The 12992-nt window shown below is 73.1% G+C and carries 12 protein-coding genes; 4 read left to right on the top strand and 8 right to left on the bottom strand.

Features of this window, described 5'->3' with window-relative positions:
- Positions 1 to 37: 37 nt before the first annotated feature.
- Positions 38 to 580, top strand: coding sequence for a CGNR zinc finger domain-containing protein (locus O1G22_RS27755; RefSeq protein ID WP_270083816.1), 543 nt, complete (start codon positions 38 to 40; stop codon positions 578 to 580).
- 276 nt (positions 581 to 856) lie between these two features.
- Here the strand turns inward: O1G22_RS27755 and O1G22_RS27750 are convergent, their stop codons facing one another.
- Both O1G22_RS27750 and O1G22_RS27745 read right to left on the bottom strand, forming a co-directional pair.
- The gene (locus O1G22_RS27750; protein WP_270086702.1) at positions 857 to 1360 is read right to left on the bottom strand and encodes a hypothetical protein; all 504 of its coding nucleotides are present in this window, start codon (positions 1358 to 1360) and stop codon (positions 857 to 859) included.
- Positions 1361 to 1961: 601 nt separating this feature from the next.
- Positions 1962 to 2444 carry an RNA polymerase sigma factor gene (locus tag O1G22_RS27745; RefSeq protein ID WP_270083815.1) on the bottom strand — a complete coding sequence of 161 codons (483 nt, stop codon included), beginning with the start codon at positions 2442 to 2444 and terminating at the stop codon, positions 1962 to 1964.
- Positions 2445 to 2751: 307 nt separating this feature from the next.
- Here O1G22_RS27745 and O1G22_RS27740 point away from each other — a divergent pair, with 307 nt between their 5' ends.
- Entirely contained in the window at positions 2752 to 3771 is a 1020-nt protein-coding gene (locus O1G22_RS27740) for an aspartate-semialdehyde dehydrogenase (protein ID WP_270083814.1), read from the top strand.
- Positions 3772 to 3856: 85 nt separating this feature from the next.
- Positions 3857 to 4744, top strand: a complete 888-nt coding sequence (locus O1G22_RS27735) for a hypothetical protein (protein WP_270083813.1) — start codon at positions 3857 to 3859, stop codon at positions 4742 to 4744.
- On the opposite strand, the gene O1G22_RS27730 is transcribed toward O1G22_RS27735, so the two are convergent.
- Positions 4741 to 5217, bottom strand: a complete 477-nt coding sequence (locus O1G22_RS27730; protein WP_270083812.1) for a DUF1203 domain-containing protein — start codon at positions 5215 to 5217, stop codon at positions 4741 to 4743. The genes O1G22_RS27735 and O1G22_RS27730 overlap by 4 nt on opposite strands.
- Positions 5218 to 5329: 112 nt before the next feature.
- Here O1G22_RS27730 and pepN point away from each other — a divergent pair, with 112 nt between their 5' ends.
- Positions 5330 to 7906: an aminopeptidase N gene (gene pepN, locus O1G22_RS27725; RefSeq protein WP_270083811.1), complete on the top strand. Its 2577-nt coding sequence runs from the start codon at positions 5330 to 5332 to the stop codon at positions 7904 to 7906.
- 67 nt (positions 7907 to 7973) lie between these two features.
- On the opposite strand, the gene O1G22_RS27720 is transcribed toward pepN, so the two are convergent.
- The 5 genes from O1G22_RS27720 to O1G22_RS27700 form a co-directional block, all read right to left on the bottom strand.
- Positions 7974 to 8687 (bottom strand): type 1 glutamine amidotransferase, encoded by a 714-nt coding sequence (locus O1G22_RS27720; RefSeq protein ID WP_270083810.1) that lies wholly within the window; start codon positions 8685 to 8687, stop codon positions 7974 to 7976.
- Between the two features lie 64 nt (positions 8688 to 8751).
- Complete coding sequence (locus O1G22_RS27715) at positions 8752 to 9681, bottom strand: LysR family transcriptional regulator (RefSeq protein ID WP_270083809.1); 930 nt, start codon at positions 9679 to 9681, stop codon at positions 8752 to 8754.
- Positions 9682 to 9697: 16 nt separating this feature from the next.
- The gene (locus O1G22_RS27710; RefSeq protein ID WP_270083808.1) at positions 9698 to 10603 is read right to left on the bottom strand and encodes a DMT family transporter; all 906 of its coding nucleotides are present in this window, start codon (positions 10601 to 10603) and stop codon (positions 9698 to 9700) included.
- A 33-nt stretch (positions 10604 to 10636) separates the two neighbouring features.
- A complete protein-coding gene (locus tag O1G22_RS27705; RefSeq protein WP_270083807.1) occupies positions 10637 to 11590 on the bottom strand; it encodes an EamA family transporter in 954 nt (317 codons plus the stop codon).
- The gene (locus O1G22_RS27700; protein WP_270083806.1) at positions 11587 to 12912 is read right to left on the bottom strand and encodes an MFS transporter; all 1326 of its coding nucleotides are present in this window, start codon (positions 12910 to 12912) and stop codon (positions 11587 to 11589) included. The genes O1G22_RS27705 and O1G22_RS27700 overlap by 4 nt, the downstream gene beginning before the upstream one ends.
- Positions 12913 to 12992 lie beyond the last annotated feature (80 nt).

Raw genomic sequence — 12992 nt, 5'->3', positions numbered from 1 at the left:
ACGTACCCTTGAGTGGTTAGAGGAGAAGGAGAGCCCGATGTCCGCCGCCCGCGACCCCCGCCCGCTCACCGGCGAGCCCCTCGCCCTCGACCTGCTCAACACCCGGTGGAACCGGGAGGGCGTGACCCAGGACCTGCTGGACGGCACCGAGGGGCTGGAGGTGTGGCTCGGCGGCAACGGGCTGGCCGGCACCTACCCCGCCGACGCGGCCGTACTGCGTCATCTGCGCCAGGCCCGTGAGGCACTCCGGGCCGCCGTGCACGGCTCACCGGACGAGGCGGCGCCGCTCGTGGACGCCGTACTGGCCCATGGGCGGATCCGGGCCCGGCTGACCGCCGCCGGCCCCGGCGAGGAGCCCGAGTTCGCCGACCCGGCGTGGGGCCCGGCCTGGCTCGCCGCCCGGAACTACCTGGAACTGCTCACCCGGGACCCGGAACGGATCCGCACCTGCGCCGGCGGCGGCTGCATCCTGCACTTCTACGACACGTCCCGGAACGGCACCCGCCGCTGGTGCTCGATGGCCGCGTGCGGCAACCGCGCGAAGGCGTCCCGGCACTACGCGCGCTCGAAGGAGAGCTGATCGAATCATCGGTGGCCTCGGTGCGGGGCGGGGCCCATGGCCGGCGCCCGCCCCTCGGCTCCGCCGGATCAAGGCGCCTCGCCCGACGAGCACGTGGCATGCCGGGCGATCCCCAGCGGCGCCGATGCCGGGCAGGCCCGCTACCGGACGCCCACGCCGCGGCTCCACCGGATCAGGACGCCTCGCCCGACGGGCAGGTGGCATGCCGGGCGATCCCCAGCGGCGCCGATGCCGGGCAGGCCCGCTACCGGACGCCCACGCCGCGGCTCCGCCGGATCAGGGCGCCTCGCCCGACGGGCAGGTGGTGTGCAGGGAGTCGGGCAGAGCCTCGGTGATCCACGCCCGGTCGGCGGCGACCCGGGGGTCTCCCACGGCCCACAGGCTCGCGTGCTGCTGACCCGTGCGGACCGTGACGAGCACGTGCTGTCCCGTGCGCGGGGCCGGCCGCGCTCCGCCGTCCAGCAGGAAGCTCACCTCGGCCGGGCCGTGGGTGGGCTTGTAGGAGTGGGTCACGGTGAGTGTGACCCGGTTCCGGGCCGTCCCCTGCTCCGGCTCCACCCGGGTCACCGTGCCCTCCACGACCAGCCGGGAGCAGGCGAGTTCGAGCGCCGGGTCGGCGGGCCGGCCACTGTCCGCCCCCCGGACCGGGGCGCTCTTGGCGTCCGAGGTTGCACGCGCGCCGCTGTCGGCGCTGCCCGGGCTGTGCGTCACCATCCAGCCGAACCCGACGACCAGCGCGAACGCGGCAGCACTGGCGAGCGACCCGAGCGCGATCCGCACGGCCCGCCGACGACTGGAGGGGCGGCCGGGACTGGCGGGACTAGCGGGGCCAGTGAGGCGAGTGGGCCTTGGCGGACTTTCCGGCCGACGGTCGGAGAAGCGGCCGGAGCGACTGGGGCCTGGCAGGCTTTCCGGCCGACGGTCGGAGAAGCGGCCGGGGCGGCTGGGGCCTGGCGGACTTTCCGGCCGACGGTCGGAGAAGCGGCCGGGGCGACTCGGGCCTGGCAGGCTTTCCGGCCCGCGGCCGGGGCGAGCGGAGCCCGTCGGACCCTCCGGACGACGGCTGACGCTGCGGGGGCGGCCGGGGCCAGCCGTGCCCGCGGGGGCCTCTCCTTTCGCCTCTCCCTCCGCCGTCCCTTCTGCCTCCCCCTGCGCCGTCCCTTCCGTCTCCCCCGCCCTCACCTCTGTCTCTCCGGTCAACGCCTCGGCCAGCCATGCCAGTTGCGCCTTCAACACGGCCACGTCGGCCTCGGCCGCACGGTGTTCGGCGAGGAAGGCGGGGTCTTGGCGGGCCTCCTCCGGGAGGGGGTCCCCGGTGATGGCGGCCATCAGCGCGTCCATACCGCCGTACTCCCCGACGCCCTCGTGCTCGGCGGTCACGTCACACCACCTCGTCCTCGTGCAGCCGGTCCCGCAGTGCGCGGACCGCCGTGTGGAGCCTGCTCTTGACCGTGCCCTCGGGGACGCCCAGCTCCTCGGCGATGGCCCGCACGGGCAGGTCGGCGAAGAAGCGCAGGACCAGGACCTGGCGCTGGGCGTCGGTCAGCTCGTCCAGCCCCTGGGCGACGGTGAGCGAGAGCAGGCTGGTCTCCTCCCCGGAGGGGTGCGCGGGCTCCCGCAGGGACGCCAGTCGCTCCCCCAGCCGCTCCTGGCGCCGCCTGGCCCGGTGCCAGTCGACGGCGAGGCGGGAGGCGACGACCGCCGCCCACGCCGACACGTCCCGCGGCGCCTCCTGACCGCTCGCGGTCCGCTCCAGCAGCCGCAGCCGGACCTGCTGCACCCCGTCCGGCAGGTCCGACTGCGGCACCCCGCCGAGCGCGAGCACCGCCCGCACCCGGCGTTCCTGGGCCGCGTCCAGCAGCACAAGCCACCCCCCTCACGCGTTTTCTCTACGACGCGCCAGCGGGCGGAAACGTTCGGCGGGGCCCGAGAACACGGTTCAGAGGTGTACGTCACACCGGCGCGCCGAGGCAGCACGGCTTGCGGCACGAGACCGCCGTAGGGCGAATTTCTCCAGCTCAGCAGGGGTGTCGGCGGAGTTCCGCAACCGTTGATCGCAGCGGGGCGTCCCACCCCTCGGGCATGGAACGCAAAAAATTGGACAGGTGGACCGGGGTCGGCCGCATGATGGAAACGCCGCAGACATGCAAGGACACACAGAGGGAGTCGCTGTGAGGGTCGGAATCGTCGGAGCCACCGGTCAGGTCGGCACGGTCATGCGCAGGATCCTCGCGGAGCGGAACTTCCCGGTGACGCAGCTGCGTCTGTTCGCCTCGGCGCGCTCGGCGGGCACCGTGCTGGACGGCGTGACGGTGGAGGACGCGGCGACCGCCGACTACACCGGCCTCGACATCGTCATCTTCTCCGCGGGCGGCGCGACCTCCAAGGCGCTGGCCGAGAAGGTCGCCTCCCAGGGCGCCGTCGTGATCGACAACTCGTCGGCCTGGCGCAAGGACCCCGAGGTCCCGCTGGTGGTCTCCGAGGTGAACCCGCACGCCATCGCCGACCGCCCCAAGGGCATCATCGCCAACCCGAACTGCACCACGATGGCCGCGATGCCGGTCCTGAAGGTGCTGCACGAGGAGGCCGGCCTGGAGGCGCTCGTCGTCGCCACCTACCAGGCGGTGTCCGGCTCGGGCCTCGCGGGCGTGGCGGAGCTGCACGGCCAGGTGCAGAAGGTCGCCGCCGACGCCGACAAGCTCACCCACGACGGCCAGGCCGTCGACTTCCCCGAGCCGAACATCTACAAGCGCCCCATCGCCTTCAACGTGCTCCCCTTCGCCGGCAACCTCGTCGAGGACGGTCTGAACGAGACCGACGAGGAGCAGAAGCTGCGCAACGAGTCCCGCAAGATCCTGGAGATCCCAGGTCTGAAGGTCTCCGGCACCTGCGTCCGCGTCCCGGTCTTCTCCGGCCACTCCCTCCAGGTCAACGCCCGGTTCGCCCGCCCGATCTCCCCCGAGCGCGCGACCGAGCTGCTCGCGGCGGCGCCGGGCGTGGCCCTCTCCGACATCCCGACCCCGCTGCAGGCGGCCGGCCAGGACCCGTCGTACGTCGGCCGCATCCGCCGCGACGAGACGGTGGACAACGGCCTCGCGCTGTTCGTCTCCAACGACAACCTCCGCAAGGGCGCCGCGCTGAACGCGGTCCAGATCGCGGAGCTGGTGGCGGCGGAGCTGTCCGCGAAGTAAGCCACGCGCAGGGCAGGGGCGGTCACGGTCACGTGGCCGCCCCTCACTATGATCCGCTTCTTCGAGCGAGGGGGATCTGGTGGGGATGTTCCGGCGTGGAGTACGGCGTGACGGCGCGGACGTGCCGCGCGACGGGGAGTTCACGTTTCTGTCCGAGGCGGAGGCCGCCCGGCTGCGTGCCTTCGTCCGCGAGGCCTTCGCGGAGCGCGGCATCGAGGTGACGGTCGAACCGGGACGCGTGACCACGGACTCGGGCTGGCGCTTCGGCCTCACCAACCTCGCGGCCGTGTGCCACAACGACAGCCGCGGTCCCCGGCGCTGGCGGACGCTCGTGGACCAGCACGTCGACCGGGTCGTCCGTTCGCTGGACGGCCCGCAGGCGCTCAGGGCGCTGCCGCGCGAACGGCTCCTGGCCCAGCTCTTTCCCCGGTTCATTCCCGGTGGTGATCCCGCGCTCCTGAAGGCCTTCGGGTACGGTCCCCGATCGGTCCCGGGGCTGCTGGAAGTGCTGGCACTCGACCTTCCGGAGACCGTCGAGATGCTGACCGCGGACTCCGTCGCCGAGCTGGGTGAACCCACGGCCCTGCGGGACCGCGCGCTGCAGAACCTGCGGGCCGTCCGTGCCGACCGGCACAAGGTGGTCAGGGACAAGGAGGGCTCCCACGTCGACGTGCTGATGGGCGGCTCGTACTTCATCGCGAGCCTCGCCCTGATCCTCGACGAGGTCGTACACCGCTACACCAAGGACGCATCGGCGCCGGACGGAGTCCTGGTCGCGCTGCCGCACCGGCACCAGCTCGCCTTCCACGTCGTCCGCGGCGGGGACGCGGGCCCCTCGCTGCACACCATGGCCCGGTTCGCCACCGTGGGCTTCGAGCAGTCACCGGGCGCGCTGAGCCCCTCGGTGTTCTGGTGGCGCGAGGGTGAGTTCACCCGGGTCGCGACCGACCAGGCCTGGCCTCCTGGTCCCTAGCCCCGCCGCACCTCGTACAGAAAGCACCCGTACTCCACCGCCCGCACATGCACCACCGCCACCTCCGGGTCGGCGAACGCCTCCGTGAGGGTGGCGGGGAAGCCGGTGTCCACCAGGTGGCCGCCCAGGATGTGGCCGTCGGCGGAGTAGCGGCGCAGGACGCGGTGGGCGTTGGTGAAGGGCAGAACCGCCGGGTTGGCCGGCCCCGGGCAGTCGTCGGCGTGGACGAAGACCGGGCCCTGTTCGTCGTAGGCGCCGGGGCGGGCGCCTGTTTCGGCCGCCCAGCGGCGCAGGGGGGCGTAGGAGACCAGGGCGATCCGCTCGCCCGGCGTGCTGTGGCGCAGGCAGCAGCGCAGCGGGGCGCCGCCCTCCTCGTCGGTGAAGGGGGCCGGGGCGCGGCCCGCGTCGTCGGCGGTCCGCAGCTCCTTCAGCACCCGGGGCGGAATCGGGCGCGGCGTGTATGTCGTCGTCATGGGTCCAGCCTGCGTGCCCGGCCCCGGAGGCACCGGCGGGATGCGGACATCGCGTTCCCCGCGGCTCCCATGGAAGGATGGCGTAACCGACACATAACGAGGAGATGACCGCGTGCCTGGCACAAACCTGACTCGCGAAGAGGCGCAGCAGCGGGCCGAGCTGCTCACCGTTGACTCGTACGAGATCGATCTCGACCTCTCCGGCGCGCAGGAGGGCGGCACCTACCGGTCCGTGACCATGGTGCGCTTCGACGTCGCCCGCGGCGGTGCCGAGTCCTTCATCGACCTGGTGGCGCCCACCGTCCACGAGGTCACCCTGAACGGCGACGCGCTCGACCCCGCCGAGGTCTTCGCGGACTCACGGATCGCGCTGCCGGGGCTGCTGGAGGGCCGCAACTGGCTCCGCGTGGTCGCCGACTGTGCGTACACCAACACCGGCGAGGGACTGCACCGGTTCGTCGACCCCGTCGACGAACAGGCGTACCTCTACACCCAGTTCGAGGTGCCGGACGCCCGCCGGGTCTTTGCCTCGTTCGAGCAGCCGGACCTGAAGGCCACCTTCCAGTTCACCGTGCGGGCGCCCGAGGGCTGGACGGTCGTCTCGAACTCGCCGACGCCCGAGCCGAAGGGCAACGTCTGGATCTTCGAGCCGACCCCGCGCATCTCGTCGTACATCACCGCGCTGATCGTCGGCCCGTACCACTCCGTGCACAGCGTGTACGAGAAGGACGGCCAGAGCGTGCCGCTCGGCATCTACTGCCGCCCCTCGCTCGCCGAGTTCCTGGACTCGGACGCGATCTTCGAGGTGACCCGGCAGGGCTTCGACTGGTTCCAGGAGAAGTTCGACTACGCGTACCCCTTCGCGAAGTACGACCAGCTGTTCGTGCCGGAGTTCAACGCGGGCGCGATGGAGAACGCCGGTGCCGTCACCATCCGGGACCAGTACGTCTTCCGGTCCAAGGTGACCGACGCGGCGTACGAGGTGCGGGCGGAGACGATCCTGCACGAGCTGGCCCACATGTGGTTCGGCGACCTCGTCACCATGGAGTGGTGGAACGACCTGTGGCTGAACGAGTCGTTCGCCACCTACACCTCCATCGCCTGCCAGGCCGCCGCGCCCGGCTCGCGCTGGCCGCACTCGTGGACGACGTTCGCCAACTCCATGAAGACCTGGGCGTACCGGCAGGACCAGCTGCCGTCGACGCACCCGATCATGGCGGACATCCGTGACCTGGACGACGTCCTCGTCAACTTCGACGGCATCACGTACGCCAAGGGTGCCTCCGTCCTCAAGCAGCTCGTCGCGTACGTCGGCGAGGACGAGTTCTTCAAGGGCGTGCAGGCGTACTTCAAGGCGCACGCGTTCGGCAACACCCGCCTGTCCGACCTGCTGGGCGCGCTGGAGGAGACCTCCGGGCGCGACCTGAAGACCTGGTCGAAGAAGTGGCTGGAGACGGCCGGCATCAACATCCTGCGCCCGGAGATCGCCACGGACGCCGACGGTGTCGTCACCTCCTTCGCGGTCCGCCAGGAGGCCCCGGCGCTGCCCGCCGGCGCCAAGGGCGAGCCGGTGCTGCGTCCGCACCGCATCGCGATCGGCGTGTACGACCTCGACGCCGCGAGCGGCAAGCTGGTGCGCACGGACCGGATCGAGCTGGACGTCGACGGCGAGCTGACGGCCGTACCGCAGCTGACGGGCCGGGCGCGCCCCGCCGTCGTCCTGCTGAACGACGACGACCTGTCGTACGCCAAGGTCCGCCTCGACGAGGACTCGCTGAAGACGGTCACCGAACACCTCGGCGACTTCGAGCAGTCCCTGCCGCGCGCGCTGTGCTGGGCGTCGGCCTGGGACATGACGCGGGACGCGGAGCTGGCGACCCGCGACTACCTGTCCCTGGTCCTGTCGGGCATCGGCAAGGAGTCGGACATCGGTGTCGTGCAGTCGCTGCACCGCCAGGTGAAGCTGGCGATCGACCTGTACGCCGACCCCACCGCCCGCGAGTCCCTGCTGACCCGCTGGACCGACGCCACGCTGGCGCACCTGCGGGCCGCCGAGCCGGCGAGCGACCACCAGCTGGCCTGGGCCCGTGCCTTCGCGGCGACGGCCCGTACGCCCGAGCAGCTGGACCTGCTGGAGGCGCTGCTGGAGGGCACGCACACCGTCGAGGGCCTGGCCGTGGACACCGAGCTGCGCTGGGCGTTCGTGGAGCGGCTGGCGGCGGTCGGGCGCTTCGACGAGGCGGAGATCGCGGCCGAGTACGAGCGGGACAAGACCGCGGCCGGTGAGCGGCACGCGGCCACCGCCCGCGCGGCCCGCCCGACGGAGGAGGCCAAGGCGGAGGCCTGGTCCTCGGTGATCGACTCCGACAAGCTGCCGAACGCCGTGCAGGAGGCCGTGATCGGCGGCTTCGTGCAGACCGACCAGCGTGAGCTGCTGGCGCCGTACGCGGACAGGTACTTCGAGGTCCTCAAGGGCGTCTGGGACTCCCGTTCGCACGAGATGGCCCAGCAGATCGCCGTCGGCCTCTACCCGTCGGTCCAGGTCTTCGAGGCGACCCTCGCCAAGACCGACACCTGGCTCGCCACGGCCGACCCGAACGCGGCCCTGCGCCGCCTCGTCTCCGAGTCCCGCGCGGGCGTGGAGCGGGCGCTGCGGGCGCAGGCGGCGGATGCGGCGGCGGCCGGGTAAGCACCGCTCACCGATACGGCGACGAGGGCGCCCGGCATGTGTGCCGGGCGCCCTCGGCCTTGCTCGGCTACCGCTGGTCCCGTACGCGTGCCGCGAAGCGCAGGGCCACTTCCCGCCATGTCGGGGCGGCAGCCGGATCCTCCAGCACCGCGCGGCGGTACAGCTCCGCCGGATCCACTCCGTAACGCTCCAGCCGGCCGGCGGGCCAGTGGGGAATGCGGTCCGGGCCGATCTCGGGGTGGAACTGCACCCCCCAGGCCGCTTGCCCGACCCGGAAGGCCTGGTAGGGGCACCGCTCGCTGCTGGCCAGCCACCGGGCCCCGTCGGGCAGCCGTACGATCGCGTCGACGTGGTTCTCCATCGCCGTCGGCCGGGTGGGCAGCCCGGCGAACAGCGGGTCCTGCGCCGCGTCCGGCAGCAGCGTCAGCGCGGTGCTCCCGAACTCGGGTTCGCCGTGCTCCGCCGCCACCCTTCCGCCCGCCACCTGCGCGAGCATCTGTCCGCCGAGACAGATCCCGAACACGGGCACGTTCCGGTCCAGGGCCTGGCTCATCAAGGCCCGGACCGCCGGCAGCCACGGCGCCCGCTCGTCGTCGTCCGGCAAGTACGCACCGCCCAGCACGATCAGCGCGTCATGTGCCAGCCGGGCCGGCAAGGCCTCCCCCACGTCCCCCCGGACCACCTCGACCCGGACCCCGCCCTCGGCCAGCCAGTCACCCCACCGCTCAGGACCCCCGTACGGGGTGTTCTGCACCACCAGCGCCGTGACCGCACTCTCCATGGCTCGATCCCCCTTCACCCGCACCGCCCGGCGGTCCTGTCCGCCGTCCAGACCGTTGTCTTCCCTACGGCCGCGCATCCGAGTCGACACCTGAGCGCCCGTCGGCCGCCGCCTCCCGAAGCGCCCCCAGCACCCGGCTCACCGCCCGCCCCGTCTCCCCGCCCCTGCGGACCGCCGCCGTCACATGCCGCACCGGGCCGTCCGCTCCCAGGTCCCGCAGCACCACCCCGGCACGTCGCCCCGCCGCCATCCGCGGGACCAGGGCCACGCCCATGCCCGCCTCGACCATGGCGAGGATGGCGGTCCAGCCGGAGGCCGAGTGGCCCTGGTGGGGGCTGAAGCCGGCGGACTCGCAGGCGCGGCGGGTGATGTCGGACCAGGGGCCGCTGCCGCCGAAGATCCAGGGTTCGGCGGCCAGGTCGGTCAGGGACAGGGCCGGCGTGCGCGCGAGCGGGTGGCCGGGGGGCAGGGCCACGTCCAGGGGGTCGGCCAGCAGCGGGACTTGGGTGAAGCGGGGGTCGGCCGCGCTGGGGGCCGACGCCGCCAGGGACAGGGCCACGTCCACGTCGCCCGCGGTCAGGAGGTCGTAGGCCTCGGCCGCCTCCGCCTCCCGTACCCGGACGGTCACCCCTGGGTGCGCCTCCCGCAGGGCCCGTACGGCCGGTACGACGAGGGCGGGGACCGAGGTCGAGAAGGCGCCGACCCGGACCTCTCCCGCCTCCCCCTCGGTGTACGCCGCCAACGCGGCCTCCGCACGCTCCAGTTGCTCGAAGAGCGGCTCCGTGTGGGTCAGCACCAGGCGCGCCGCGTCGGTGAGACGTACCCGGCGGCCCCGGGCCTCCAGCAGGGGGACGCCGAGTTGCCGGGCGAGGTTGGTGAGCTGCTGGGAGACCGCGGACGGGGTCATGTGCAGGGCCTCGGCCGTCGCGGTCACCGTCTCGCGCTCGCGCAGGGTGCGCAGGATCTGCAGCTTCCGGATGTCCCACTCGGCCATGCCGGAAAGCTACACGTCAGCGCCGTGACCCCGCGCCCAGCACCACCCCTCCCAGGATCAGCGCCATCGACAGCAGCTGCGGCCAGGTCGTCCGCTCGCCCAGGACGAGCCAGGACAGGACGGCCACGCAGACCGGCTGAAGGTAGTAGACGACGCCCGCGCGGGTCGCGCCGATCAGGGCGATGGCCTTGTTCCAGGCGAAGAAGGCCACCGCCGAGGAGGCCACGCCGACGTAGAGGAGTGGGGCGATCGTGCCGGGGGTCGGGGTGAAGCCGCCCTGCACCGCCAGGCTCGCCGCCTGGGCGGGGAGGAGGAGGACCGTGCCGATGACGAAGGTGGTGAACAGGAAGGCCACACCCGTCAGTTCGGCCGGCGTGCGGCGCAGCAGCGCGCTGTAGCCCGCGAAGCAGCAGGCGGCCGCGATCATCCACAGGCCGCCGGCCGAGAAACGCGCGGCGCCGCCCACCAGCAGTGCCACGCCCGCGCAGGCGATCAGCAGCCCGGTGGTGCGCCGCGCGCCGAGCCGTACGCCGCCCAGCCGTTCGAACGCCGCCATCAGCACCGGCGAGGCGGCCATGATCATGCCCATGGTGGCGGCGGAGGTGGTGAGGCCGGCCTGGTTGACGAGCGTGTTGTAGACGGCCACGCCGAGGAGGGAGGCGAGGACGACATGGCGGGCGTGCCGGCGGAACAGCGCCCGCTGCCGCCAGGCCTGCCGGGCGCCGAACGGCGCCACGGCGGCCGACGCGATCACCCAGCGCCAGAAGGCGTGCTGGACGGGCGGGACGCTGTCGTGCAGGCCTCGGGAGGTGACGAAGCTGCCGGACCAGACGACCGTCGCCACGGCCGCACAGGCGAGGCCGAGCAGAGGGGCGACGGCGGTCGGGGGGCGGGTGGTGGTCCGGTCCAGGGTGGCTGTCACTCGGGTCCTTTCGGCGGGAGCGGATGCGTGCTCCTACCGTCGCAGCGAGTGATCTTCCAGGTCCATCGAAACTTTACGACCATTCTCTTCAGAGAAACTGAACGATCGGCCGACGCCCCTACCGCCCGCCACCGCCCCTCCCCCGAGCTGTCCCCCCAGCGTCGCCCCGAACGCCAGCGCCATCCCCGCCACCTGCACCGGGGTCAGCGACTGTCCGAGCGCCGCCCAGCCGACGACGGCCGCGGTCAGCGGGGACAGCGGGCCGAGGAAGGCGACCTGGGTGGCGCGGAGCCGGCCGATGCCGCGGAACCAGAGCCAGTACGCCACCGCCGTGTTGGCCAGCGCCAGGTAGACATAGCCGCCCACGGCTCGGCCGTCCAGGGCCGGCGGGGCGCCCTCCGCCAGGAATGCGACCGGCGCGATGAGCAGGCCGCCGGCGGTGAGCTGCCAGCCGGTGAGGGCGAGCGGGCCGACGCCGTCCGGGCGGCCCCACCGCTTGGTCAGCACCGTACCGGCGGCCATCGAGGCGGTGGAGGCCACGGCCGCGAGCACGCCTGTCGCGTCGAGGGCTCCGGCTCCCTGGAGGACGACGAGGCTGACGCCGAGTGCGGCCACGGCACCGGTGACCAGCGTGCGCGCGGCCGGCCGCTGCCCCAGCAGCAGCGCCGAGAGGCCTACGACGAACAGCGGCTGGACCGAGCCGACGACCGCGGCCATCCCGCCGGGCAGCCGGTACGCCGAGACGAACAGCAGCGGGAAGAAGGCGCCGATGTTCAGCGCGCCGAGCACCAGCGCCCTCCACCACCAGGCGCCCTTCGGCAGCACCCGGGTGACGGCGAGCAGTAGCAGGCCGGCGGGCAGGGCGCGGGTCAGGGCCGTGAACAGCGGGCGGTCCGGCGGGAGGAACTCGGTGGTGACCGCGTAGGTGGTGCCCCAGGAGACGGGGGCGAGGGCGGTGAGCGCGATGGTGGCTGCGGAGCGTTTCACGGCCGGGATCCTTCGGGGACGGGGGTGGCTTCGAGGGTTGTCGCAGGGGTGAGCGGAGCACGGCCGCCGGTCACCGTCACCGTCACCGTCACCGGCAGCGGCCGTACCGCCTCCGCCGGGAGCCGGTGCTCCACCCGGATCAGGAGCGTGGCGGCGAGCGCCGACGTCAGGACGAGGACCGCCCACGGAGCCCGGCCGTCCAGCGCGAGCAGGGCCGTGAACAGGGACGGCGCCACCGCCTTCGCCAGCGACCAGGACATCTGGTAGGCCGCCAGATACCGGCCGCGTACTGCCCCGGGCGCCGCCGAGACGGCCAGCACCTCGGCGGCGGGGCTGTGGATCAGCTCGCCGAGGGTGTAGACGACGGCCACGGCGGCCAGGGCCGTGCCGAGGACCGCGGCCGAGCCCGGCCGCAGCGTGCCGAGCACGATCTGTGCGGCGAACGCGGCCGCGAACAGGGAGCCGCCCAGCGCCGCCGCCCGGGTGCGCCGGGCACCCGTACGCCGGACCCGCGCGCCGACGGCGACACCGGCCACCGCGCACAGCAGGGTGTTCAGGGTGAACGCGGCACCGGTGAGCACCGCGGGCCCGCGCAGCCACTCCACCATGAACAGCGGGAAGAGCACCGAGAGGGCCGAATAGTTCAGCGCGTTCAGGAAGTTGGCGCCGGTGACGACCAGGAAGGGCCGGTCGGCGAGGACCAGCCGGTAGCCCGCGCCCGCCCGGCGCACGGTGGTGGCTCCACCCGCCGTGCGCACCGGCCGCAGCGGGCGCAGCAGCAGTGCCGCGAGTGCGAAGGCGAGGGCGTTGCCCCAGGCCGCGTAGGTGTAACCGGTGCTGCCCGCAAGGGAGATGACCAGCGTGGCCAGCAGTGCGCCGGCGCCGCTGCCGGCGTTCTGCAGCGCGCGTGTCGCCGCCTGCAGCCGGTCCCGGCCGGCCCCGCGCGCCACTTCGCCGATCAGGGACTGCTGGGCGGCGGGGAAGGCCCGGTCGGCCGCTGCGGTGACCAGGGCCACGGCGGCGAAGGCGGGGAGGGAGTGGGCGAAGGGATAGAGGGCGAAACCGGCGACCCGAACGCCGTAGAGCACGTGGAGCACCCGCTTCGCACCGTACCGGTCCACCGCCGTCCCGGCGAGCGGCAGTACGGCTATGCCCGCGAGGCCGGTGGCGGTGAGCACGGCGCCGACGACCGGGAAGGACAGTCCGGTCACGGCGTGGAAGAAGACCAGCGTGAACGGCACGTACATGCCGGTGCCGACGCCGTTGACCGCGGCGGTGACGGGCAGCACCCACTCCGCCGGGAGCTGTCGCTGTCTCTTCATCTGCCGACCCCCTGTAAGTAGCTTGGCGGGAACTAGCTTAGCTCTAAGCTACTTTTTTACAAGCTACTTTCCGCAAAGCT

It is taken from the genome of Streptomyces camelliae (genome assembly GCF_027625935.1).
Classification (GTDB): Bacteria; Actinomycetota; Actinomycetes; order Streptomycetales; family Streptomycetaceae; genus Streptomyces; species Streptomyces camelliae.
This window is presented reverse-complemented; position numbering and strand designations above follow the sequence as displayed.

What these genes read in the sequence shown, in the direction of transcription:
- O1G22_RS27755 (WP_270083816.1), top strand. Translation starts at nt 38, where the DNA reads ATGTCCGCCGCCCGCGACCCCCGCCCGCTCACCGGCGAGCCCCTCGCC.
- O1G22_RS27735 (WP_270083813.1), top strand. Translation starts at nt 3,857, where the DNA reads ATGTTCCGGCGTGGAGTACGGCGTGACGGCGCGGACGTGCCGCGCGAC.
- O1G22_RS27730 (WP_270083812.1), bottom strand. Translation starts at nt 5,217, where the DNA reads ATGACGACGACATACACGCCGCGCCCGATTCCGCCCCGGGTGCTGAAG.
- O1G22_RS27720 (WP_270083810.1), bottom strand. Translation starts at nt 8,687, where the DNA reads ATGGAGAGTGCGGTCACGGCGCTGGTGGTGCAGAACACCCCGTACGGG.
- O1G22_RS27715 (WP_270083809.1), bottom strand. Translation starts at nt 9,681, where the DNA reads ATGGCCGAGTGGGACATCCGGAAGCTGCAGATCCTGCGCACCCTGCGC.
- O1G22_RS27700 (WP_270083806.1), bottom strand. Translation starts at nt 12,912, where the DNA reads ATGAAGAGACAGCGACAGCTCCCGGCGGAGTGGGTGCTGCCCGTCACC.